The sequence below is a fragment of the Corynebacterium accolens genome, from assembly GCF_023520795.1.
GTDB classification, from domain to species: Bacteria; Actinomycetota; Actinomycetes; order Mycobacteriales; family Mycobacteriaceae; genus Corynebacterium; species Corynebacterium accolens.
The window spans coordinates 682470-705353 of record NZ_CP046605.1 but is presented as its reverse complement, the minus strand read 5'-3'; the positions used below and the strand labels follow the sequence as shown (position 1 = coordinate 705353).

The 22884-nt window shown below is 60.5% G+C and carries 22 protein-coding genes; 8 read left to right on the top strand and 14 right to left on the bottom strand.

The window, feature by feature from the left end:
* Window positions 1–17 precede the first annotated feature (17 nt).
* From CACC_RS03415 to CACC_RS03395, 5 genes are all read right to left on the bottom strand, one after another.
* Window positions 18–3197: an ATP-dependent helicase gene (locus CACC_RS03415; RefSeq protein WP_005277553.1), complete on the bottom strand. Its 3180-nt coding sequence runs from the start codon at window positions 3195–3197 to the stop codon at window positions 18–20.
* Complete coding sequence (locus tag CACC_RS03410; protein WP_208854187.1) at window positions 3190–6297, bottom strand: ATP-dependent helicase; 3108 nt, start codon at window positions 6295–6297, stop codon at window positions 3190–3192. Before CACC_RS03410 ends, CACC_RS03415 begins: the two co-directional genes overlap by 8 nt.
* A 32-nt stretch (window positions 6298–6329) precedes the next feature.
* Window positions 6330–7118, bottom strand: a complete 789-nt coding sequence (locus CACC_RS03405; protein WP_005277551.1) for a hypothetical protein — start codon at window positions 7116–7118, stop codon at window positions 6330–6332.
* A 10-nt stretch (window positions 7119–7128) separates the two neighbouring features.
* Window positions 7129–8079, bottom strand: a complete 951-nt coding sequence (locus CACC_RS03400; protein WP_005277550.1) for a DUF3152 domain-containing protein — start codon at window positions 8077–8079, stop codon at window positions 7129–7131.
* A 66-nt stretch (window positions 8080–8145) separates the two neighbouring features.
* Window positions 8146–8370 (bottom strand): DUF3107 domain-containing protein, encoded by a 225-nt coding sequence (locus tag CACC_RS03395; RefSeq protein ID WP_005277549.1) that lies wholly within the window; start codon window positions 8368–8370, stop codon window positions 8146–8148.
* A 74-nt stretch (window positions 8371–8444) separates the two neighbouring features.
* Here CACC_RS03395 and CACC_RS03390 point away from each other — a divergent pair, with 74 nt between their 5' ends.
* Complete coding sequence (locus tag CACC_RS03390; protein WP_005277548.1) at window positions 8445–9803, top strand: DEAD/DEAH box helicase; 1359 nt, start codon at window positions 8445–8447, stop codon at window positions 9801–9803.
* Window positions 9800–11038: an Rv3212 family protein gene (locus tag CACC_RS03385; protein WP_005277547.1), complete on the top strand. Its 1239-nt coding sequence runs from the start codon at window positions 9800–9802 to the stop codon at window positions 11036–11038. Before CACC_RS03390 ends, CACC_RS03385 begins: the two co-directional genes overlap by 4 nt.
* 50 nt (window positions 11039–11088) lie before the next feature.
* Here CACC_RS03385 and CACC_RS03380 read toward each other — a convergent pair whose 3' ends face one another.
* Complete coding sequence (locus CACC_RS03380; protein ID WP_035108363.1) at window positions 11089–11568, bottom strand: hypothetical protein; 480 nt, start codon at window positions 11566–11568, stop codon at window positions 11089–11091.
* A 516-nt stretch (window positions 11569–12084) separates the two neighbouring features.
* Between CACC_RS03380 and CACC_RS03375 the strand changes: the two genes are divergently transcribed.
* Window positions 12085–12345, top strand: coding sequence for a WhiB family transcriptional regulator (locus CACC_RS03375; RefSeq protein WP_005277545.1), 261 nt, complete (start codon window positions 12085–12087; stop codon window positions 12343–12345).
* A gap of 104 nt (window positions 12346–12449) precedes the next feature.
* The gene (locus tag CACC_RS11740) at window positions 12450–12524 is read left to right on the top strand and encodes a 50S ribosomal protein bL37 (protein ID WP_369707509.1); all 75 of its coding nucleotides are present in this window, start codon (window positions 12450–12452) and stop codon (window positions 12522–12524) included.
* Between the two features lie 157 nt (window positions 12525–12681).
* Here CACC_RS11740 and CACC_RS03370 read toward each other — a convergent pair whose 3' ends face one another.
* Together CACC_RS03370 and CACC_RS03365 are read right to left on the bottom strand one after the other, a co-directional pair.
* Complete coding sequence (locus tag CACC_RS03370; protein WP_005277543.1) at window positions 12682–12954, bottom strand: anti-sigma factor; 273 nt, start codon at window positions 12952–12954, stop codon at window positions 12682–12684.
* Window positions 12954–13556 carry a sigma-70 family RNA polymerase sigma factor gene (locus tag CACC_RS03365; RefSeq protein WP_005277540.1) on the bottom strand — a complete coding sequence of 201 codons (603 nt, stop codon included), beginning with the start codon at window positions 13554–13556 and terminating at the stop codon, window positions 12954–12956. Before CACC_RS03365 ends, CACC_RS03370 begins: the two co-directional genes overlap by 1 nt.
* Before the next feature lie 36 nt (window positions 13557–13592).
* On the opposite strand from CACC_RS03365, the gene ybaK reads away from it, so the two are divergent.
* The gene (gene ybaK, locus CACC_RS03360; RefSeq protein ID WP_005277539.1) at window positions 13593–14099 is read left to right on the top strand and encodes a Cys-tRNA(Pro) deacylase; all 507 of its coding nucleotides are present in this window, start codon (window positions 13593–13595) and stop codon (window positions 14097–14099) included.
* Here ybaK and CACC_RS03355 read toward each other — a convergent pair.
* The gene (locus CACC_RS03355) at window positions 14082–14732 is read right to left on the bottom strand and encodes an SOS response-associated peptidase (protein ID WP_005277538.1); all 651 of its coding nucleotides are present in this window, start codon (window positions 14730–14732) and stop codon (window positions 14082–14084) included. The genes ybaK and CACC_RS03355 overlap by 18 nt on opposite strands.
* Here CACC_RS03355 and aroA point away from each other — a divergent pair.
* A complete protein-coding gene (aroA, locus tag CACC_RS03350; RefSeq protein WP_005277536.1) occupies window positions 14731–16032 on the top strand; it encodes a 3-phosphoshikimate 1-carboxyvinyltransferase in 1302 nt (433 codons plus the stop codon). The two genes, CACC_RS03355 and aroA, sit on opposite strands and share 2 nt — an antisense overlap.
* Entirely contained in the window at window positions 16025–17059 is a 1035-nt protein-coding gene (gene rsgA / locus CACC_RS03345; protein ID WP_005277534.1) for a ribosome small subunit-dependent GTPase A, read from the top strand. The genes aroA and rsgA overlap by 8 nt, the downstream gene beginning before the upstream one ends.
* 6 nt (window positions 17060–17065) lie before the next feature.
* Here the strand turns inward: rsgA and CACC_RS03340 are convergent, their stop codons facing one another.
* Window positions 17066–17581, bottom strand: coding sequence for a DUF6912 family protein (locus CACC_RS03340; protein ID WP_005277532.1), 516 nt, complete (start codon window positions 17579–17581; stop codon window positions 17066–17068).
* Window positions 17581–17991 carry an HAD family hydrolase gene (locus CACC_RS03335; RefSeq protein WP_005277530.1) on the bottom strand — a complete coding sequence of 137 codons (411 nt, stop codon included), beginning with the start codon at window positions 17989–17991 and terminating at the stop codon, window positions 17581–17583. The genes CACC_RS03340 and CACC_RS03335 overlap by 1 nt, the downstream gene beginning before the upstream one ends.
* Before the next feature lie 176 nt (window positions 17992–18167).
* Here CACC_RS03335 and CACC_RS03330 point away from each other — a divergent pair, with 176 nt between their 5' ends.
* Window positions 18168–18551 (top strand): hypothetical protein, encoded by a 384-nt coding sequence (locus CACC_RS03330; RefSeq protein WP_005277527.1) that lies wholly within the window; start codon window positions 18168–18170, stop codon window positions 18549–18551.
* Between the two features lie 79 nt (window positions 18552–18630).
* On the opposite strand, the gene secA is transcribed toward CACC_RS03330, so the two are convergent.
* From secA to CACC_RS03315, 3 genes are all read right to left on the bottom strand, one after another.
* On the bottom strand, window positions 18631–21216 hold the full coding sequence (gene secA / locus CACC_RS03325; protein WP_005277525.1) for a preprotein translocase subunit SecA: 2586 nt from the start codon (window positions 21214–21216) through the stop codon (window positions 18631–18633).
* Window positions 21217–21453: 237 nt separating this feature from the next.
* Window positions 21454–22098 carry a ribosome hibernation-promoting factor, HPF/YfiA family gene (gene hpf, locus CACC_RS03320; protein ID WP_005277524.1) on the bottom strand — a complete coding sequence of 215 codons (645 nt, stop codon included), beginning with the start codon at window positions 22096–22098 and terminating at the stop codon, window positions 21454–21456.
* Window positions 22099–22234: 136 nt separating this feature from the next.
* Entirely contained in the window at window positions 22235–22858 is a 624-nt protein-coding gene (locus CACC_RS03315) for a ComF family protein (protein WP_232018382.1), read from the bottom strand.
* Window positions 22859–22884: the final 26 nt, after the last annotated feature.

Here is a 22884-nt window from a genome sequence, read left to right as displayed (position 1 = left end):
GTCCCCATACCTTAGCCCTAGTGGCCTGCTACTGACGATTCAAGCAGGCTACGCAGCTCCTCACCTTGGGCTAAAGTATCTGGCTCAAAAGTATAACCATCGTGAACGTAATGGAAAGCGGCGCGGATTTTATCGCCGCCGTGGATGCGCCGCCAGGCTTCGGCATAGACCGCCAACTGAATCTTCGCCGCTTCCATGGCAGTACCCTTCGGCGGCCGCCCGGTCTTCCAATCCACCACCATCCAGGTGTCATCTGCCAAGCGGAAGACGGCATCCATTCGCCCGCGCACCACCGCGCTGCCGATGGTAATTTCAAACGGCGCCTCCACAAAGTCCGGCTGGCGCTGCGCCCACTCGGAATTCAGGAAAGATTCCTTAAGCTCTTCCAGATCGAAATCCTCCGGCTCATCGATGCCCGGCAATTCCTCTTCCCCTAGCAGCGCGGGGCTGCCAAAGCGCTCTTCCAGCCACGCGTGGAAGGCGGTACCCCGCTTGGCATAGGAATTGGGCTTAAACGGCACGGGGCGGCGTTGCCGGCGCGCAAACTGTAGCGGATCGCTGCCCAGGGCCACCATGTCAGAAGCGGTAAGTTCACTGGGAAGTTCCACATCCACAACCGGTTGCTGCAAGGACTTGTATTCCTCAATGAGCGCGCCCGCATCCTGTTCCCACAACTCGAAGGTCTCGCCGTGGCTTAACTCAGGAAGGTCCTCCATCGCGGCTAGGACCGCATCCGCGCCGGCTAGGGAATCCGGATCTGCTTCAAGGGCCGGGAAGAGCCCACTTTCTGCCGCATGAGCCGAGGTTTCCACCGGCTCTTCGGGCACCGTCCATTCCCCTACGTACTGGGGGAAGGTTTCTTTTAGCCTTTCGAGGTACTCGTACGGGCCCTTCTTAGCCTTGCCCGTCCGGTTATTCGTGCCGGAGCCGGTAACGGTCAACGTGGACTCGGTTCTGGTGAGGGCCACATAAAACAGGCGAGCCGCTTCCTCCGCGTTATGCGCGCGGTCATCATCCAAGAATGCCTTGCAGGCTTTTTCGAATTCTGAGCGGGTAACCGCATCCGGTGAGACCTCGATGTAGTCATTGTCACCGGGCACCTTTTCGATCTTGGACAAAAAGGTCTCTGCTTGGGCCTTATAGCTCGAAGAGTCAGCGTGCACGACATAGACGTGTTCCCACTCCAGGCCCTTGGCCTTATGCACGGTCATGATTTGTACGCGATCCGTTGAGGCGGGCACCTCCCCGAGCTCAAGGCCATCTTCATGCTCGCGTGCGAGCTCCAAATAATCTAGGAGCGCATACAGGGAATCCCCGTGGAATCCGGCGACGATATCGGCGAATTTATCTAGGTGGGTGGCTCCCCCGGCGCTGCCGCGGGCAAGGACCTCGGTACGGATATTGAAGATGGCCTCGATGTCCGCAAAGAGATCGCTTAAAGGCTTGGATAGCGAGTAGGTGCGCAGGTAGCGCAGCTTGGCAGATACCTCTTCCATGCGCGCCAAGCCCTGCGGGGTATAGCGGTCGCGCTCGCCGAGGTCCGCCAGGGCATCGGCAAGCCCCACCGTTTGATCTGGGCCCTCAGCCGTAAGCTGCGCTAATTGGGCGCGCAGATACTCCTCAGGATCCATACCCTCTTCCCACTGCAGGCGCTCTTGTTTTGCCCCCGCCAGGTTCTTTTGGCGCGCGGCAAGGGCTTGAATATCGCCCATTCCCAGCCCGCAAATGGGCCCGGCGAAAATGCGGAGGGCCGCTTGCGCGTCTTCCGGCCGCACCAGCATGGTCGCCAGCGCTACGAGGTCCTGGATTTCCGGTTGCCACAGCAGTCCACCCAGGCCATTGATTTCATTGGGGACATCGACGGCATCCAAGGCTGCTGCAATGGCCGCGGTTTGCCGGTTGGTACGCACCAGCACCGCTGCGCGAAAGCCATCGCCCTCGCGCGCATCCCACTGCTGCTTTAATTTCTGCGCAATAAACTCGTGTTCCTCATCTTCGCTGGCGAAATAGCCCAGCTCAATCTCGCCTTCGCCCTTGTGCGGGGCCGCGTGCAGCTCATCGACGGGCCGCGGGCCGCCCCCAAAGACCCCGGCCGCCACCGAGTTGGCCAGCTCCAAGGCACCCGACGGGTTGCGCCACGAGGTAGTCAGCTGATCCTTGGGAGCAGGCGTGCCATCGGCTTGCGGGAAATCCTCCACAAACGCGGTGAGGTTTTCTGAGGTAGCCCCGCGCCAGCCGTAAATGGCCTGCATGGGATCGCCCACCGCGGTCACGGAAATGTCCTTGTGTTCCCCACCAAAGAGGCTGCGCAGGAGTACGCGCTGGGCATAAGACGTATCTTGATATTCATCCAGCATGACCACGCGGTAGCGCTGCGCCTGTTGCTTGCCCACCGCCGGGTGCTCTTGCGCAAGGCGCGCTGCCACAGACATCTGCTCGCCAAAAGTGATGACCTGCTGCTCTGCCTGCGTGCGCTTGAGTTCCTCGATCAAAGGCACGTACTGCACGCGTAGATCCTGGACATTGATGTACTTCTGCAGGTCCTTGGAATACTCGCCCTTCGTCCTCGGGGCCTTTTCCAGGTTGTCTATATCGGCGCGAAAATCCCGTGCGAATTCGGCGATATCATCCGGATCCTTCAAGGAATTGTCCATATCGGAGGTGATCTTGAGCAGGACTTCCGTAATGGAACCCAAGGTCTTTTCATCCGATAATTTGCCGCCGTAGTTTTTCACCACGTCGTAGGCAATGGCGAAGCGCTCTGCTTCCGTGATGATGCGCGCCGAGGGCTCTACTGGGACCAGGAGGCCGTATTCGCGCACGAGCTCGCCGGCATAAGAATCATAGGTGGCCACGGTAGGTGCGATATTGTTAAGCGCCTCCGCAGCGGGGCTGCCGGGGACGATGAGCCCGGAATCGCGCAGCTGAATGAGCTGGCGGCGAATGCGCTGTTCTAGCTGCTGCGCCGCCTTGCGCGTAAAGGTCAGCCCCAGCACTTCCTCTGGGCGCACGTAGCCATTGGCTACCAAATAGACCACGCGGGAGGCCATGGTTTCCGTCTTACCGGCACCGGCCCCAGCCACCACGAGCTTGGGGCCAAAAGGACCCTCGATGACGTGGGCTTGTTCCTCAGTGGGTGGGTAGTCCTTGCCCAGTGCTTTCGCTATTTGTTCCGGGGAAAAATCCTGCTTAGGCATGGATGGTCATCTTTCCTTCCTCCTGCACTGGGCAGATGGTACGAATGGGGCACTTATCGCAATCTTTATTGGTGCGGGCGGTAAGCTGCGGGCCGCGCAACTCCGCTGCCAGTGATGGCAAAAGTGCGGAGAATTCTTCCAGGGCCTCTGCGGTAAGCTGGCTTTGTGTGCGGGTGGTAATTTTGCTGGAATCTTTTCCGGGATAAACAAGCACCCCGCCCGCGCGCGGCATACCTTCGCCATCGCGCACGCGTTGCCCGTCGAAGCTGCCCCGGGACAAGGCCAATTGGTAGGTCATTAGCTGACGGTTTTCTTCTGCCTCTGCCTGCGTCGCTGCAGATTTGCCGGTCTTGAGGTCCACGACCAGGTAATTTCCATCCCCGTCCTTCATCAAGCGGTCCATGAATCCACCTACCCGAATATCCGGGGCGACCTCGACGTAGACGAGTACTTCCACCCCGGCGAGTTCATTTTTAACCTCGGATTGCTGTGCCCATTGCTGCGTGCGCTCTAACAGGCGGGAGAATTCTTCCAACTTGCTCTGTAGTTGCCACTGCGGAACGTCCAGGATGAGCTCATAGGCTTCCATGACGAGCAGGCGGGCCTTTTCCGCATCCATGCCGCGGCCGATGGCCTCCAAGAAGGCGTGTGCCATGGTGCCGCGCAGGAGGTGCTCGGCGCCGCTGGGATCTTCGGCCAAGTTTCCCACAATCGCCTTGAGCGGGCAGTTGAGCAGGGCTTCGACCCGGGATGGCGATAGGCTCTTGCTACCGCGCAGCTGCGTATGCGATGCCACAGAGCGCGCGGAGAACCACTGGTCTGGGTGGGCGCCTGGGATTTCCGCCTGCGCTAAACGCGCCAGCTGCCGGGCCGCCTGACGCCGCTCCGCCTCGCCGGATTCTGGGTTCGCGACCACGCGGCGCAATTGCGCCACGAAGGAAGGTACAGACAGCACCGATATATCGAGGGGATCGACCTCGAGTCCATCGCGCAGGGACACCGGTGCTGGCTCGGGAACGTCTAAGCCCAGCTCGCGGGGAAATTGGGTGGCGCGCAAGGCGCGGCTGGCTTCCCGGCGCGCCATAGTCCCGGGAACATCAACCCCGCGCCCAGTAAATTCCGCGATGAAGCGGGAAGGCTCTGCAAAGGCATCCTCATTGGAGTTTTCCACCGCGGCGATGAGTAACCGGCTCCGGTGGCGCGTGGTGGCGACGTGGAAGAGCCGGCGCTCTTCTGCCAGACGGGAGGCAATGTGGCTAACAGGGGTATCAGGCTCAATATCGCGGTCCAGAAGATCGATGAGATCTTCTTGGCCAAAAATGGATCCGGTCTCCCCCAGCGAGGGCCACGCGCCTTCTTGGGCTCCGGCGACGATGACGGTATCCCATTCGCGGCCAACGGCACCGTGGGCAGTGATGATCTCTACGGCCTGCGGGATGGCGGTGCGGCGGTCGCGGACGCCGGTGGGCAGTTCTTGTTCGGTGATGTGGGTTAAAAAGGACTGCAGCGAGGAGCCGGGACGGCGCTCGGAGTAATCACCGGCGGCGTCAAAGAGCGCCATCATGGCATCGAGGTCGCGGTCTGCTTGGGAGCCGGTGGCGCCGCCGCGCAAGGCGGATGCCTGCAGGCGCATATCCAGCTCGGTAGCGCTCCATACTTCCCACAGGATCTCTTCCACAGAAGCTTGGGCTTGCATGGCCTGCCGGCCCGCGGCGAGTACCGCGCGCACGCGCTCCAGGATGGAAAACTCGCGTTCGGTGAGCTGTCCGTTGAAGTCCGGTAGCTCGCCGTGCAAGAGCTCGCGCAGGCTATCCATGCCGCGCGTATCGGGCGCCCACCGGCGCAAACCGCGAATCAGGCGGCGCAGGGTGACGGGATCCGACCCGCCCACGGGCCCAGTAAGCAATTCCTCAAGCTCTGCATTGCTGAGGTCTTCTTCCAAGGCGCGCAGGGCAAGGAGCATGGCGGATACTAGGCGCTGTTCTGCCAAAATCACGTCGGTTGGGCTGATATGCACGGGTACACCGGCGGCCAGCAAGGTGCGGCGCATCTGGCCAATATCCGCCGTTGAGCGCACGATGACGGCGATATCGCGCCACTGCACGCCATCGTCCAAATGGCGGCGGCGCACGGTATCTGCCACCACATCGCGCAGGCGGCCCTCAGAATCCACGATGGAAACGCAGGCCGGAGATCCGCTGCGGTGCGGCTGCGAAAGCTCGACGGAGTTCTCCGCGGGAAATTCCTCGAGGAACTGCGAATTCGCACCGCGGAAGGCAAAGACGGATTGGTCCGCATCGCCGCCGATGACCAGCAATTGTGCATCGGGCGCCAGGCGGGAGATGAGCTTGCCCGCGGTGGGATCTAATAGCTGGGCATCATCGACCACGATGGTGTGCCACGGGTGCGAACTCGTAAGTTCTGGGCGCAGCAAGACTTGGTTGACTAACTCGGCCGCGGAATAGGAATGCGCCCCGGATAGGGCTTGGACGCGTTCATATTCGCGCAGGAACGTACCGGCAGCACTCCACATACCGCGGCCGTACTTAGCTCCGAGGCTCTCTAAATCCGCGGGGCTAAGTCCTCGTTCAATGGAGCGCAAAAGAAAATCGCGCAGTTGGCGGGCAAAGCCTACGTACTCAAGGGCGGGGCGGACTTCCTCTGGCCAGTCGCCGTGGCCGGATTCAGCGTGGCCTTCGAGCAATTCCCGGATAACGGCATCTTGTTCCGCGCCGGTAATAAGGCGCAATTCCTCGTCGCTTGCACTGCGCAGAAGGGCAAAGGCCAAGGAGTGGATGGAGCGGACCATGGAGGATTGTGCCGCATAATCTTCGAGGCGTTCCGAAAGCTCGCGGCGCAGGCGGGCGCCGGATTCCTTGGAGGCGGCGACAACGAGGATGCCGGAGGGATCTGCCCCCGTCTCCTGGGCGCGGTCGAGGGCATGAATGACGGTATCGATAAGAAAACTGGATACGCCGGTTCCAGCGGTGCCGGTTACCTTCCAGGTACCGGTTTCCGGCAGCTCAACAGGCCAGGAACGAGCGTATGCGGACGGGGTGCGGGCGATGAGTCGTACCTCGGGCGACGGCGGTAAGACCACTCCCGCGCGGGCGGTGGAATGGGGATTGTAAGTCACCGCCCCAGTATCGCAGATGCCCTAGACACAAGAAACTGTTCTACCCGCTCAATATTAGAACGCACATTCGAGCGCGACCGCGGATTCAGATCATTGATATGCCGGCGGTAAGACACCGCCCGCAGCAAAAGCTCCTGCATGCCCGGCACGTGGCCAAACCGCTGGCAGATATCATCATCTACCACCTGTGCGATCAAACCGTCCACGATCACGAGCGCTGCGCTCCACCCCGCCGGGCGGGCAGATTGGCTCGGCACGAGATCCACGATTCCCGGTGGGTGCGCGCCATAAAAGACCGTGGTGGTCAGCAGAGCGGTATGAGCGGTGACCAAGGGGACATCGGCAAGCGCGGCCTTATCGTAGGCCTCCCCCGTCTCCGCCCAGGCGGTGCGCTCCGCGCGGGCAAAGGCATCATCGCGGTGCGCACCCGGCGGCGCAGGTGCATTGGCCATGGCATCGTCCAAGCGCAAGGCCGTCTGCGCCGCTTCATCGATGCGCCCGGTGACCTCGCCGGGAAGGAACTGCGTCGCCTTCCACCCGGCCGCGGTATGGCGCCCGTCGCTCGCGAGAACCGGCCGCGATACCCGCGCGCCCGGCACGCTGAGCCTTTCGCGCACCTTGGCAGACCACGCCGCGAAAGGGCCGGCCTGGGAGTAGACAACGTCGCCCACCTTGATGCCGTTATCCCATACTGGGCCCAGCTGATCGCCTTGGGCCCGGCGCGACCCAGTCGCTCCGGTTTCTGCATGGAAGGCGCTTAAAACATGCTCTGGGGGAAGCGGCATCCAGTACTCCTTATTGGGGTTGGTGGGGATCCTTGTGCTCCGGATTGGGATATGGCCACGGGTTAGGCTCGCAGGTCACATCCTCATCAGGATAGACCTCCTTGGGATTGCGGTCATGCAATTGTTTATTGTTCAAGCTCAGCGTCTGCTGCATCATCACCGGGGCCAATTTGCCCTCGCCGCCGCATTGCTGGTGGGAGGCATAGCCAATGGCGTGGCCCAATTCGTGGTTGATGACGTATTGGCGGTAATTGCCCAAATCGCCCTCAAAGGGCGTGGCCCCGCGCACCCACCGCGCTTCATTAATGATGGTGGTGGATTCGCCGGTGAACTTTGTATGGCAAGAGGTTTCCGTTTCGATCTTCTCGCCACACCGCTCCGCGGCCGTACCTAATGAGGTCAGCTGGATGCGGGTATCGGGATTATCAGCGGAGGCGACATGCTCGAATTCGAAGTCACCTTGGGCGGTCCACCCGCGTGGATCCGCAAGGGTTGCCTCCACCATTGCGGCAAAGGCATCATCGCCGCCGTAGGGAGCGGTATTAAGTCCATCTTCTACCTCGATGGAATAGCGGACCTTCTTCTCGCCGCCTTCACCGGCTACAGCACCGGGGCGGCCGATTGCGTGGAAAGTGCCCTTGCCCTTTTTGGTGAAGTCACTTCCAGGGGGCATCTCACTCATCTCGCGCTCTACCGCCTCCGCATTTGCGGGATCCGGGCCCGTGAGATCTTCGTGGGTAGGAGTGGCGGCGGTAGTCTCCGCGCTGGATGCATCGCCATTGTCATCGGCCGAAGAGCCAGACGCGATATCCACAATCACCCAGACGGTAAGCAGCACCATCACAGGGATAGCCACCACACGCCACCAGCCGTAGCGGTGGGCGAACCGGACCACCGGGTTCGGGTGATCCGGAATTCGCCTATGGCCCTGTTGAGCCTTGCGATTCTGCCTACTTTCCATAGGCATTGAGGATACCCGGTTGCTTATTCACACACTGAATTAGCAAACCTTTAGAAAGCCCCAAGCTTAGGCGCCGGCGAAACCGACAGATTGCTTCTTCGCGGCACCAACCTCGACGTACACCACGCGGTCCGTGCGCACGAGGTACTTGCGGCCCTTGTCATCTTCTAGCTCCAACGTGGAGTTTTCCGCCAAGGCGCTATTAATCTTTTTCGTCAGCTCCGCCTGCTCGCCGGTGGTGCTAATGATCAGCTCGCGCGGGGTATCTGCAAAACCAAACTTGATATCCATAAAAATTATCCTCCTCTAACGAGAGTTTTACATGCCAATGGCCCCACTATAACCATCCCGGCTACTATCAAGGTGTGTCTGTCATAAAAACCCAGCCACCGACCTTCGCGGAACTCGGCGTCGCCGCCGAAATCTGCGATGGGCTCGCTGACCGTGGCATCGCGCGAACCTTTGCAATCCAGGAATTAACCCTGCCCATTGCGCTCAATGGCCAAGACCTCATTGGCCAGGCGCGCACCGGCATGGGCAAGACCTTTGGCTTTGGCGTACCGCTGCTCGATCGCGTTTTTGATGACGCGGATATTGCCCCACCGGATGGGACGCCGCGGGCTCTCATCGTCGTGCCCACCCGCGAGCTAGCCCAGCAGGTCACCGCTGATCTGCAGGACGCGGCCGCGCACCTGCCGGTCCGCCTCGCTGCTATCTACGGCGGGCGCCCCTATGAGGAGCAAATTAAGCTCCTCCAGCGCGGCGTCGACGTGGTCATCGGCACGCCAGGCCGCCTGCTCGATCTGCATGAGCGCGGCGATCTGGTCCTGCGCCACGTCGCCATCGTGGTGCTCGATGAGGCCGACGAGATGCTGGACCTGGGATTTTTGCCTTCCATAGAGGCCATTTTGGAAGCACTCGATGGCAATGCGCACCAAACAATGCTGTTTTCTGCCACCATGCCGGGCGCAATCTTGAACCTATCGCGCCAGTTCATGCATAAGCCCGTACACATTCGGGCCGAATCGGAGGCGGATGAGGTCACGCACGAAACCACCCGCAAGGTCACCTTTCAGGCCCACCGCATGGATAAGGTGGCGGTCATCGCGCATATCCTGCAGGCCCAGGGCCGGGGGCGCAGCATCATCTTTACCCGCACTAAACGCTCGGCGGCGCAATTGGCCGATGACCTTGCTGAGCGCGGCTTCCACGTCGGTGCCGTGCACGGTGACTTGGGCCAAAAGTCCCGGGAGAAGTCCCTGCAGGCCTTCCGCTCGGGCGAGGTGGACATCCTCGTCGCCACTGATATCGCCGCGCGCGGCATCGACGTCGATGATGTCACCCACGTCATCAACTACCAGGTTCCCGATGATCCCATGACGTTTATCCACCGCATCGGGCGCACCGGCCGCGCTGGGCATACCGGCACCGCCGTCACCCTCGTTGGCTACGATGAGCTGGCCAAATGGCGGGTCATCAACGATGAGTTAGGCCTAGATACGGCCACGCCACCACAGTGGTTTTCCACCTCGCCGGAGCTTGCCCAGGCGCTGTCCATCCCCGCTGGTGTGCAGGAAAAGGTGGGACCTGCCACCAACGTGATTGGCCAGCTTCCGGCGCATAAGCGGTCCGCGGGACAGGCTCAATCCCGGTCCCAGTCGCGGTCGCGGTCCCGTTCCGGAGCTCGGCGCGGCAAGGGCACGCCCCGAGGAGGGCGCCGATGACTAAGGCCCCCATCTTGCGGGCAACCGCGGCAGATTGGAAGGCCACCGGCATCATCGGCGCTATCTGCGCCATCGCGGTGGGCGGGGCGGTCGCCACGGCCAATATCCACCAGGCTGACCTGCACCAAGAGGCCGTTCCTGGGGAAAGCGATGCCGCTGTGCTTGCCGATATCCCCTCCTCCCTCACCACTGCCTACAGCCTGCCCATCCAGCCCGTACCCGGCCAATACCGCGCCATTTCCGCCCACGGGTTGAGCATTAGCCACGATGGCGATGTGCTCACTGCCACCAATGGCGACGGTTCCACGGCTTGGACCTATTCCCGCAGTGATGCCGAGATCTGCTCGCTATCGACCGCCTGGGGCAAGGTGGTTGCCACCTATCGCACGGGCGTGGGTTGCGGGGATACGGTTGCCATCGATGCGGCGACGGGCGAATATGACTCCACCCGCAGCGCTATTAATTCCCCGGATGTTGTACCCGTGCAATCCAATGACCGGGTAGGGACCGTTTCTGCCGGGCGAATCGATCTATGGCGCTCAGATCTCGTGCGCACCGTGGAATACGGCGACGTGGAGGCCAAGCAGGAGGCACAGAAGCAACCGCACGAGGAGTGCACCATTTCTTCGGCGTTGACGCGTACCGAGAATCTCGCGCTGACGGAATCGTGCCCGGAGGAACCTCACACCACCTGGTTAAGGTTTCAAACCACCACCCCGGAGGACTCCCGGGAACCAGAAATGGACGCGGATGTCTCCGTCGATCGCGATGGGGCGCGGCTTATCGCGGTGGGCCAAGACGCCGCCGCGGTCTATATCCCCGGCCCAGAACCCCGCATTGAGTCCTATAACAACGAGGGCGACAAGCTTTCTTCTACCCCAGTAAAGCCTTCCGACGCCATCGATTCCGGCACAAGCCCTTTCGCCCCGGCCGTTGCGGATCTCCCGCACCATATGACGTGGTTTGATGGGCAGCGCCTCTACCTTTTAACGCCCAGTGATTTGCGGATCGATCACGTCATTGACGGCGCCATCGGCACCCCGATTTCAGTAGCTGGGCGCATGCTGATGCCCACCGAAAAGGGCATATCAGTGGTGGACTGGTCTACCGGGGAGGTACTGCGCGAAATTGCCGTCGACCGCGGAGATTACCGCGGTCCTGTCCACCTCACGTTGGCGGGCGAGACCATTGTAGAAACCCGCGGCGATACCGTCGTTGGCCTCAGCAGCGACTAAGCGAGTGCCACTCGCTGCTCCCGCGCGAATGGCCCAAACGCGAGTGACCCTTAGAAATTCGAGGCGGCCCACTCCGAGGACTCGCGCCTAAACATCAAGAGATAAAGCACCGCAACCGCGCTTAACAGGGTGATAGTCCCCAGTACCGGGGATCCACCGCTATACATTTGAAACGCGCTCGCGCCCAAGATGAGCTCTACGAGGACCACGGCACCTCTTCCCCATCGCTTTCCCTTCACCATGGCCCAGGCGCCTGCGATGACGAAACCAAAGACGATGAAGATAAAGATGGCGGTGCCAAGCCCCACAAAGCTTCCTGATCCGGAATCAGAAACCATAGAGTCATTTTCCGCGCCCATCGCTTCGCGCACGATGAGGAAAATACCAAAACAAATAACCGCGATGGATTGCACCGTGGCAATGCCAGCGCCTATCAGCACCGACTGCGGGGCACTATCCGGTGCCGCTGCGGGCGCTGCCGCCTTATCTCGCTGCTGTTTATTTACCTGGCGTTTGTTCTGCTTAGACACAAAGCCACAGTCTACTAATCCGGCGCGGATTTTTTCTGTGCCACCCACGGCGGGCCTCGATGCTGCCTGCAGTGGCGCGGGGGCAGGGGGCTGAACTGGGAGATTTGACGGTCTCTCCCTCACCACACTCACAACATAGCACCTATAGCTGCAGCTCACGGCGATTCTCACAGGCTTCTTTAAAATTTGATTTTGACATTTATGGCCCCCACACTGCGCCTATTTGCGTGATGTTAACCACAATTTAGCCTTTAACCCTAGCGGCGATCGGGTAAACATGTCATGATTCTCTAGTAGCAAAAAGAAAGAGGGCGTAAACCTCTTCTTAACCTGGAGGAAACTTCAGGCAACAACACCGTGAACCATAGGCGGCGGCGACGCTGGCCCGACCTCGAGACCGGGCCCCACTGCTAGCAGACCAGTTCACACACCACCTAAAAATCAAGGTGCTTTCCTGCCCCGCACGGATTGCGCTCGTATTTACTGCTGTCAAAAATTTGTTAGGAGATATCAATCATGGATTGGCGCCACGAAGCCGTTTGCCGCGACGAAGACCCAGAGCTGTTCTTCCCAGTAGGTAACTCCGGCCCTGCTCTTACCCAGATCGCTAAGGCCAAGCTGGTCTGCAACCGCTGCCCCGTTGCTTCTTCCTGCCTCAACTGGGCACTCGAGTCCGGCCTCGATGCCGGCGTCTGGGGCGGCCTGTCTGAAGAGGAGCGCCGCGCCCTCAAGCGTCGCCGCAACCGCGGCCGCGGCCGTTCCCGCGTGTCCGCCTAAAAGCGCGGACCCGGAGAGCCTAACGCCTACCCCAATTTTCGTTTCGGCGCCCTTAGCCGCTACAGTTGAATAAAGTTCAGAAACCCTCAACGAAGGAGTGCGCAATGAGCAAGCGTGGTCGCAAGCGCAAGGATCGCCGCAAGAAGGCCGCTAATCACGGCAAGCGTCCTGGCGCATAACGTACAGCAAACATAAAGCCCGGCTTAGTTGGCAGTGCATTTCAGCACTACCCAGCCGGGCTTTTGCTATATCTACGTTAAGGTCTAAACAAGAAATTTCTGCACCCCAAAAACCCCAGAAGCCTCCAGAGGGTTTCGCAGCTCTGAAGGACGCTTCTTACCAGCGGGATTCGATCTCCGTAATTTCTACCGAGATACGGCGGCGCAGCGATTGCGGTGCCTTAGCTTGGCCGGCACAGCAATTGCGCACGATGGAGCGGACGAGTTCTTCGCGCTCTAGGCGTTGCTGGCAAAAATCGCATTGGGCGATGTGCTCGCGGATGGCTAAAGCGCGGGCATAGGTCGTGGATTCGTCGAGAAGCTCGCAAAATAGGTTGTGTACCTCAGTGGAGCTGCACGCACCACAGTTCTTTCCGGTTGCGCCTTCCATTACTTGTCCTCCATGTCCGGGTGTTCTAATCCAATTCCTTGTTCACGTGCTACGTCCTTCAACGCCTTCCGGAGCATTTTTCTTCCACGGTGTAGGCGGGACATCACCGTTCCCAGTGGAGTATCCATGATTTCGGCGATTTCTTTGTACGCTAAGCCCTCCACATCGGAGTAGTAGACCACCATCCGGTAATCCTCCGGTAAGTCATTAATGGCCTGCGAAATGGACCTATCTGGCATCTCTTTAAGCGCTGCCACCTCGGCCGATTCCAAGCCGGTGGAATCGTGGCCTGCGGTGGTATAGAGCTGAAAATCACTCAAGTCATCGGCAGAAGACTCGGTAGGGCGCCGCTTCGCCTTGCGATAAGAGTTGATGTAGTTATTGGTCATGATGCGATACAGCCACGCCTTCAGGTTCGTTCCCTGCTTAAAGGAATGAAAGGACTTATAGGCCTTCAGATAGGTCTCTTGCACCAAGTCTTCCGCGTCTTGCGGGTTTCGCGTCATGCGCAGCGCGCCGCCATAGAGCTGATCGAGCAGCGGGAGCGCTTCCTTTTCAAAGCGGCGCTGCAGCTCCTTCTCGCTCACTGTTTCTTTAACCACACAATCTATCCTAACGTCTCACGCTAAAATTCCTATATGGCCAAAAAGTCCCCGCATGCCGCTACCCCGGCACTGAAAGTCATCGAAGATGCCGGAGTCAAACACTCCATATCCACCTTCGAGGCGGGCAAGGATCACTTTGGTGATCACGCCGCGGCGGCCTTAGACGTAGAACCCGAACGCGTGCTGAAAACGCTCATCATTGATCTCACCGCGGGCAAAGGTCCGCGCCGCGAGTTGGCGGTGTGCGTGATTCCCACCACGCACCATTTAAGCCTCAAGAAGGCCGCCGCTGCCCTTGGCGTATCTAAGGCCGCCATGGCGCAGGTGCACGATGCCGAGAAATCCTCAGGCTACGTGCATGGCGGTATTTCCCCGCTCGGGCAAAAGAACGCGCTGCCCACGGTGATCGAGGAATCCGCGGTGCTTTTCGATACTGTCTTTATCTCCGGCGGCCGCCGCGGCCTAGATATCGAGCTCAACGCAGAAGACCTCGCGCACTTGTGCGGGGCAGACTTTGCCGATCTACTGGCGGATGAGTAGCTCCGGATAGTCATTAGAGACAGTCCCCACGGCCTTGTCCACAGCGTGGTACTCAAACCCTCGCAGGCCCGTGGGCACTAGCAGCTCCTTGGCCTCCTCGGCGCTACCCTCGAGCCAGGTGCGCATCTCCTCCGGCGCCAAGAATCGCGGCAACCTGTGGTGCAGCCACTCCATCTCTTCGGTAGCCGCGGTGATCACGATGGTGGCAGAGAGCCGGTCCAACCCGGTATCCCAGAGCCCCGCGGCCCACAGCAGTCCCTGGTCTGGGTGGACGTAGTACGGCGTCTTGGTGGAGCCATCCTTGTGCCACTCGTAATAGCCGTTCATGGGGATAAGGCAGCGCTGGGATTTAAAGGCGGTGCGAAAAGACGGCTTGCTCGCCACCGTTTCTGCCCGGGCATTAAAAAGCGGCGGGCCATCTAGGTCTTTCTTCCACTGCGGCAAGAGCGCCCACCGCGCGGGATCGACTTCCGCTAGCTCCTCGCGCACGCGCACGATGGGAATGGGCTGGGTGGGGGCAATATTATACCGCGGCCCCGGCGTGCCCTGTGGGGCGTGGACTTCCTGGACACCCGGGAGGTTTCCCACCTCATCGAGGAGGGACTCGGTAAAAAGAACGAATCTTCCGCACATGCCCTCTATTATGGACACTATGTCTCAACCTTGGACCGCCCCGCTGGCTACCAGCCCCGTTACGGGGGAACACCAGGTGCCAGGATCGAAATCTATTACCAATCGCGCCTTCATCCTGGCCGCGCTGGCTGATTCCCCGTCCATCCTGCACGCCCCGCTGGTATCGCGCGATACGCAACTGATGGAGGACGCGCTCAGTGCCATGGGGGTTCGCTTCACCCATGACGGCGCCGATATCCACGTCCAGCCTGGGAAGCTGCACGGTGCCACGGTGGATTGTGGGCTGGCCGGCACCGTGATGCGCTTTGTGCCGCCGGTTGCGGCGCTGGCGGATGGCCCGGTGCGCGTCGATGGCGATAAGCAGGCCTATAACCGCCCCATGTCCACGACGCTGGATGCGCTGCGCAGCCTCGGCGTTGATGTAAAAGGCGATAGCCTGCCCTTTACGGTGTCCGCCAACGACGTGCCAGAAGGCGGGAAGGTCACCATCGATGCTTCCGGTTCTTCCCAGTTCGTCTCCGGCCTGCTGCTCAGCGGGGCACGTTTTTCCCAGGGCATCCAGCTCACCCACGAGGGCGGCCAACTGCCGTCCATGCCGCACGTGGAAATGACGGTGGGCATGCTACGCCAGGCGGGCGTGCGCGTGGATTCGGATGGCACGACGTGGACGGTGCATCCCGGCCCCATTGCCGGGCGCGAATGGTTCATTGAGCCGGATCTCTCCAATGCCACGCCGTTCCTCGCCGCCGCGGCGGTCACCGGCGGGCGCCTGACCATCAAGAATTGGCCGGCGAATACCACCCAGCCGGGCGATGCCATCCGCCAGATCCTGCTGGATATGGGCGTGATGGTAACCCAGGAGCACAACAGCGTCACGGCAGAGGGCAACCCGGCAGGCAAGCTGCAGGGCATCGAGCGCAATATGGGCGATATCGGGGAGCTTACCCCCACCGTTGCGGCCCTGTGCGCGCTCGCGGAAACGCCGTCCCGGCTTACGGGCATCGCCCACCTGCGCGGCCACGAGACCGACCGTTTGCAGACGCTCGCGGCGAATATCAATGCGCTGGGCGGCAGGGTCACCGAGCTTGACGATGGCCTGGTGATCGAACCCGCCGAACTCCACGGCGGCAATTGGCCGTGCTATGCCGATCACCGCATGGCCACCGCCGGTGCCATTCTGGGTTTGAAAGTCCCTGATATCCAGATTGAGGATATTTCCACCACCTCCAAGACCTTGCCCGGTTTCGCCCGCATGTGGGAGACGATGCTGCACCCCGACCAACAGGATTTACATGGCTAGACGTTTCGGTTCCTTTGATGAATCTGATGTGCGCGTGCGCCCCGGCAAGGGCTCGCGCCCGCGCACCAAGGATCGGCCCAAGCACAAAAATGCCAAATACGGCATGGTAATTACCAAGGACCGCGGTCGGTGGGGCGTCGCGCTTGACGATGGCCCCACCGTCACCGCCATGCGCGCCCGCGAGCTGGGCCGCACCGCCATCGAGGTCGGTGACCGCGTCGGCGTGGTTGGTGATACCTCTGGTGCGAAGGACACGCTGGCGCGCATCGTCAAGCTGGCGGATCGCACCTCCGTGCTGCGTCGCACCGCCGATGACACGGATCCGTATGAGCGCATCGTGGTGGCCAATGCCGATCAATTGCTGATCGTTTCTGCCGTGGCCGACCCGCCCCCGCGGTCCGGTTTTGTCGAGCGCGCCTTGATTGCCGCGTTCGTGGGCAACCTCCACCCCATCTTGTGCCTTACCAAGACGGATCTCGCGGACCCGACGCCGTTTGCAGAAGAATTCGCTGACCTAGATGTCACGGTGGTCGAGGCCGGGGTCGAGGATGGCTTGGAAGCCGTGCGCGCGCAGGTAGATGGGCATATCACCGCGCTCATCGGGCATTCCGGGGTGGGCAAATCCACGCTGGTTAACCGGCTGGTCCCAGATGCGGAAAGGGAAACGGGGGAAGTATCGGGCATCGGCAAGGGCCGGCATACCTCGACGCAATCGGTGGCCCTCCCCTTGCCCACCGACGCTCCTAGCACCGACTCCCAGGGCGGCTGGATCATCGATACGCCGGGCATTCGCTCCTTTGGGCTGGCGCACGTGGACGCGGATACCATCCTTGGCGTTTTCGAGGATCTCGCCGCGGCCATTGAGGAATGCCCGCGCGGCTGTACGCACGCGGGGCCACCGGCGGATCCCGAATGCGGGCTCGATGATCCAGAAATCATTCCCGAGGGCACCGCTACCGCCCGCCGCCGCGATGCGGTACGCGGGCTGCTGCAAGCCCTGCGCACCAACGTGGAGTGGGAAAACTAGCGCGGCCTAGAGCAATTCCACAAGGAAGGGCAGCTCCGTGGGGTGGTAGAAGGCCATGAAGTTATCCAGGGCATCGCCCACCGCGAGCTCCGCGTCCTCATCGCCGAGGTCAGCGGAATCAATGGCCTCGATGGCCTTGGCCGTTGCCTCTTCGGATTCTTCAATATCCACGTGAATGGCGGCGAGGTTATCGGTGCCAAACTGCGCTGGCTGGAGCTCTACCACCGGCTCGCCCATATCTGGGCGCGGGGTGACTGCCGTGTCATCAACGTCGATGGAAATGACCACGCGACGGTGCGGGAACTTCTCCTCATCCCCAATGGTCAACAGGCGCAGCGAGGCCATGGAGGCCTCGAGGAAGGCGGAGTAGGCGATCTCTTCTTCATCGCCTGCGGTATAAAAATCGCGCAGGGCCGGGGTAACCATGAAACCCCAACCGGAACGCGCCGCGAGCGTACCGGTTTCTGCGAGCTCCGCCAGCATGGCATAGGTCGCCGGAATATAGACGCGGGCTTCAGCCACTAAAATTCCCCTTCAATATCGAATACGGCTTGAATTTCTACGGACACGCGGTCGAAGCTGGTGTACAAGAAACCGATCATCCCGGCATCGACGGCGGCGCGCACGTTAAGAATCGAATCATCGACCATGACGCAATCGCTCAAGGGCAGCTCGAGGGCATCGGCAGCCGCTTGGAAGGCCGCAACCTCCGGCTTTTCCGCCCCGATTTCGCCAGACAACACCACGGCATCGACGTTGCCGCGGTATTCCCACTCGCGAATGTGCTCAGCGCCGGAACCGCCCGGGTCATTAGACAAGATAGCGGTTGCGGCACCATTTGCCTTCACCGCGGATAGAAGAGCCTTCCAGCGGCGATTGTCCTCTTCAGCGCCATCGAGGACGCCGACATAGTCAACGATGAGACCACGCATATATTTAATCCTTCAGTACACGAATATTTTGTAACTCCCGAAAGTATAGCGAACTGCGCTTATATTCTCGCCCGCCTCATACAGGAAACTGCCAGAAATAGCGCGCGCAGCGCCCCCATGAGATAATTATCACGCGTTCGCCTCCCTGCCTTTTTCGCAGGAGCACTCATTTCACCATGTATGAGCCCATTCCCGGCTACTCTCATCTCAAGCTATATATCGCCCCGCACCGCATCCATTACGGCCGCCTGCCCACTACTGCAGAGGTCGCCGCCCAGCACCATATCCAAGCCTGGGTGGTCTTTATCCTTGAGGTCGCCGCCGGCTACCGCCCGCTGGCAAACCTTAATTCCCCGCGCTTTTCGGATTCCATCCGCCTGCACATTGGTTCTTGGGTACACCGTCGAAAAAGCCCCTACGACACCGATGCCCTGCGCCTTACCAGCCTGCACGCGCGTCCCAACGGCGAATACTTCGGTTCCGCTGTCATCGGCACCCAGCGCCACGCCTTTACCGGCTCCGCCACGGACCAGGGGCTGCGCTCGTTTCGGCTGCTCTAAAACTAACAGCGCCCCTCCCTCCTTCTTCACCACGCGAAGGTGGGGAGGAAAGGAAGGGGCGCAAAAGAGCGCGGAGGTTTTATGCCTCTACGGTTTCTTGGCCTGCAGGACCAGAGCCCGAGTCACCGCCGGACTCTTGGTTTTCTTCCTGCTGCTTGAACTGCTTGCGCAGCATGAACAACTGGCGCACGGTTTCTTCCTTCACGCCTTCATTCATGGCATTGAACATATCGCCACCCTCCTTCTGGTATTCCACCAGCGGGTCGCGCTGCGCCATCGCGCGCAGGCCGATGCCTTCCTTGAGGTAGTCCATCTCATAGAGGTGCTCGCGCCATTTCTGGTCAATAATCGGCAGGATGACCATGCGCTCGGTATTGCGCATCTGCTTGTCTCCGCCGATGGCAGACACGGCTTCCTCCAGCTTGTCGTACTCCCGGTTCGCGTCGGTGACGAGGGCATCGCGCAGCTGCTCCGCGGTGAGCTCGCCTGGGGAGCCGTACTCGGAGCCTTCTACGAGTTCCTCCGGGGACATCGTGGGGCCGTAGAGCGCCTCAAGAGCGTTCCAGAGTTCCTCGAGGTTCCAGTCCTCGACATAACCGGTGGCGGTAGCGCCCGCGACGTAGGCAGAGACCGTGTCATCGATCATGGTGCGGATATCGTCCTTGATGTCATCGGCATCGAGGATGGAATAGCGCGTGGAGTAAACCACCTTGCGCTGCTCATTGAGCACCTCATCGTACTTCAGCACGTTCTTGCGCATCTCAAAGTTCTGGTTCTCCACCTGCGCCTGGGCGCCCTTAATGGAGTTCGAGACCATCTTGGCCTCAATGGGGACATCATCAGGCACGTTGAGGCGGTTCATCATGTGCTCCATGGACTGGCCCACAAATCGCACCATCAATTCATCGCGCATGGACAGGTAGAAGCGGGTCTCGCCCGGGTCCCCCTGACGGCCGGTACGACCGCGCAGCTGGTTATCGATGCGGCGGGACTCGTGGCGCTCGGTGCCCAAGACATAGAGTCCGCCCGATTCGCGCACCTCATCGCCCAAGCGCTTCGAGCGCTCTTTCTCGCCGTCGATCTCGGCTTCCCAGGCTTCCTGGTACTTTTCCTCATCCTCAAAGGGGTCGAGGCCGCGCTCGCGCAGCTTCTCATCGAGGATAACTTCCGGGTTACCGCCGAGCACGATATCGGTACCACGGCCGGCCATGTTGGTTGCCACGGTCACGGTGCCGGGGCGACCCGCACGGGCGATGATCTGGCCCTCTTCTTCGTGGTGCTTGGCGTTGAGCACGTTGTGCTGCACGCCGCGCTTGCTAAGCAACTGCGACAAGTATTCGGAGCGCTCCACAGAAGTGGTACCAACCAAGACCGGCTGGCCGTGTTCGACGTGTTCTGCAATATCATCAACCACCGCGGCGAACTTTGCCTCTTGGGTCTTGTAAATGCGGTCCGAGTGGTCGGTGCGCTGGTTCGGCTTATTGGTAGGAATAGGAACCACATCCAGCCCGTAGATGGAATGCAGCTCCGCGGCTTCCGTTTCCGCGGTACCGGTCATGCCGGAAATCTTTTCATAGAGGCGGAAGAAGTTCTGCAGGGTAACCGTCGCCAGCGTCTGGTTCTCGTTTTTGATCTCCACCTGCTCCTTGGCCTCAATGGCCTGGTGCATGCCCTCGTTGTAGCGGCGTCCTGCCAGAACGCGGCCGGTAAAGCCATCCACGATCATCACTTCGCCGTTGCGGACGATGTAGTCCTTATCGCGGGTAAATAGCTCCTTGGCCTTCAACGCGTTATTGAGGTAGGAAACCAACTGGGAGTGCTCCGGCGCGTAGAGGTTATCAATGCCGAGTTGATCTTCGACGTACTCCACGCCTTCTTCCAAGACGCCGATGGTGCGCTTTTTGTGGTCCACTTCGTAGTGGATTCCCTCTCGCATGCGCGGCGCCAGCTGCGCAAAGACGCCATAGAATTGGGAGGAACCGTCAACCGGGCCGGAAATGATGAGTGGGGTACGGGCTTCATCGATAAGAATCGAGTCCACCTCATCCACGATGCAGAAATTGTGTCCGCGCTGAACTACATCATTGAGGGTGCGCACCATGTTATCGCGCAGGTAATCAAAGCCCAGCTCGTTATTGGTGCCGTAGGTGATGTCGCAGTCGTAGGCTTCCTTGCGCTCTTGCGGGCGCATTTCAGACAGGATAACGCCCACGGACAGGCCCAACCAGCGGTGCACACGGCCCATCATCTCGGCGTCACGCTTGGCCAAGTAGTCATTGACCGTGACGATGTGTACGCCCTGCCCCTCCAAAGCGTTGAGGTAAGCGGGCAGCAAGGAGGTCAGGGTCTTGCCCTCACCGGTGCGCATCTCTGCCACGTTGCCAAAGTGCAGGGCGGCACCACCCATGATCTGCACGGGGTAGTGCTTTTGCCCCAGGACGCGCCAAGCGGCCTCGCGGACGGTAGCAAAAGCATCGAGCAAGATGTCGTTCTTTTCTTCGCCATCCTTTAGGCGAGTTTTGAACTCGTCAGTCTTGGCCTTTAGCTCATCGTCCGAAAGCTCCGCGTACTGATCCTCGAGTGCAATTACATCGTCTGCAATCTTGCCCAGGCGCTTGACCGTACGGCCCTCGCCCGCGCGCAGCAGCTTGGAAAGTCCAAACACTATTCGTTAGTCCTTCTTGTCGCGACACATTAGTTAACTTCCCGCAATTGTACTCACGCCACTGCCCTTCTCGCGTTCTACCCGCCCTTAAACGATAGTGATTTCATACTAAGGGCACTAAGAAAACAGATAACTCACAGCATGACAAATCCCCCTTCCAAACCTCATCGAGTTCTAACGTGATGGGTAGGAAGGGGGAATAAAGAGGCTTAACTCTTTAGCCGGGCACGAGGGATTTTAGCCCTCTGCATCCTCAGACAAGGAGATGATGCCGTAGTCGAAGGCGTGGCGGCGATAAACCACGGATGGCTTGTTGTTTTCCTCGTTGACGAAGAGGAAGAAATCGTGGCCAACCAGCTCCATCTCGCTCAAAGCATCGTCCACGCTCATCGGGGTGGCCGGGTGCTCCTTGGTGCGCACGATCTGGCCGGGGCGAACGTCCTCGACGGTCTCGGCATAAGGATCGACCAAACGCTCTTCCTTAGCGCGCTGTGCTTCTGCCTCCGCAACCATCTCAGCGGCGATTTCGCCGGTGCCCTTCTGTGCGCGGTGGCCGCCCTTGACGTATTCACGGCGCACCTTCACCTTGCGCAGGGAACGTTCCATCTTCCCCATTGCGGTTTCCAGAGCTGCGTAGAAGGAGTCTTCCTTAGCCTCTGCACGGGCGATGTGGCCCTTGCCGGTCGCGGTGATCTGGATGCGGTCGGACTCTGCTTCGCGGCGCGGGTTTGGCTCGTGCTGCAATTCCACATGGAAGAAGGTCAGTGTGGGATCAAGGCGTTCAATCTTTGCCAGCTTGTCGTTGACGCGCTCCTGGAAGTGTTCCGGTACATCAACGTTACGGCCCGTAATCGTTACCTGAGCTTTGTTTGGCTGGGACATTGAGATGCCTCCCTTTGGTTGTGGGGACTAGAAACAATCACAGTAACTGTTCCTCTGTGACACCTTTAATAATACCAGTGGTTATGACCTGATGGCACTAGGGGGTAACACCGTACACCCCACTGTGTGATGTAACTTAAGCATCGGCAAAAGCCAACGCCCCATAGACCGTGGCGCCAGCGGCCCGCAGGGCCGCCATGCTGGCCGCGAGGGTAGCACCGGTGGTTATAACGTCATCGACAAGCAGCGCCTGCTCACCGCCCATCGGGGCTCTAATCCCCACGCGCCCCTGCAGATTCGCCCACCTATCCTGCGCATTGAGCTCGGATTGGTCCGCCGTATCCGCGCCCATGACAAGCGCCTCGCGCACCCGCAGGCCCTGCTGCCGGCGCGCCGCACCCTGGCACATGGCCGTCACGGGATCACCGCCGCGCATGCGCGCCGAGCGGCGCCGCGTAGGGGCCGGCACCAGGCACAGCTCGCGGGGAATCTCGCCACGGGCGGCCAAGTGCGCCACGCCCGCGGCCACCACCGCACCTATATAATCGCGCACTTCCCTATTGCCCTGTTCTTTCATGCTGATGACGATGTTGCGGCGAATATCGGAATAAGGCCCTAGGGCGAATACCGGCGCCCCGAGCAACCGCGGCCGGCTTACCAGGTAGGGAGGCTGGCGCAGGTGTTCCCGGCACTGCGGGCACAAGACGTGGCCGGGCGCGCGGCACCCGGCACACGCACGCGGAAAAATCAGCTCTCGCATGCTCACGGCGCGACACCACCCCATCC

Excerpts from the sequence above, each read along its gene's own strand:
- CACC_RS03415 (WP_005277553.1), bottom strand. The coding sequence starts at position 3,197 with ATGCCTAAGCAGGATTTTTCCCCGGAACAAATAGCGAAAGCACTGGGC.
- CACC_RS03405 (WP_005277551.1), bottom strand. The coding sequence starts at position 7,118 with ATGCCGCTTCCCCCAGAGCATGTTTTAAGCGCCTTCCATGCAGAAACC.
- CACC_RS03400 (WP_005277550.1), bottom strand. The coding sequence starts at position 8,079 with ATGGAAAGTAGGCAGAATCGCAAGGCTCAACAGGGCCATAGGCGAATT.
- CACC_RS03395 (WP_005277549.1), bottom strand. The coding sequence starts at position 8,370 with ATGGATATCAAGTTTGGTTTTGCAGATACCCCGCGCGAGCTGATCATT.
- CACC_RS03385 (WP_005277547.1), top strand. The coding sequence starts at position 9,800 with ATGACTAAGGCCCCCATCTTGCGGGCAACCGCGGCAGATTGGAAGGCC.
- CACC_RS03375 (WP_005277545.1), top strand. The coding sequence starts at position 12,085 with ATGGATTGGCGCCACGAAGCCGTTTGCCGCGACGAAGACCCAGAGCTG.
- CACC_RS03370 (WP_005277543.1), bottom strand. The coding sequence starts at position 12,954 with ATGGAAGGCGCAACCGGAAAGAACTGTGGTGCGTGCAGCTCCACTGAG.
- ybaK (WP_005277539.1), top strand. The coding sequence starts at position 13,593 with ATGGCCAAAAAGTCCCCGCATGCCGCTACCCCGGCACTGAAAGTCATC.
- aroA (WP_005277536.1), top strand. The coding sequence starts at position 14,731 with ATGCCCTCTATTATGGACACTATGTCTCAACCTTGGACCGCCCCGCTG.
- CACC_RS03355 (WP_005277538.1), bottom strand. The coding sequence starts at position 14,732 with ATGTGCGGAAGATTCGTTCTTTTTACCGAGTCCCTCCTCGATGAGGTG.
- rsgA (WP_005277534.1), top strand. The coding sequence starts at position 16,025 with ATGGCTAGACGTTTCGGTTCCTTTGATGAATCTGATGTGCGCGTGCGC.
- CACC_RS03335 (WP_005277530.1), bottom strand. The coding sequence starts at position 17,991 with ATGCGTGGTCTCATCGTTGACTATGTCGGCGTCCTCGATGGCGCTGAA.
- CACC_RS03330 (WP_005277527.1), top strand. The coding sequence starts at position 18,168 with ATGTATGAGCCCATTCCCGGCTACTCTCATCTCAAGCTATATATCGCC.
- hpf (WP_005277524.1), bottom strand. The coding sequence starts at position 22,098 with ATGTCCCAGCCAAACAAAGCTCAGGTAACGATTACGGGCCGTAACGTT.
- CACC_RS03315 (WP_232018382.1), bottom strand. The coding sequence starts at position 22,858 with ATGCGAGAGCTGATTTTTCCGCGTGCGTGTGCCGGGTGCCGCGCGCCC.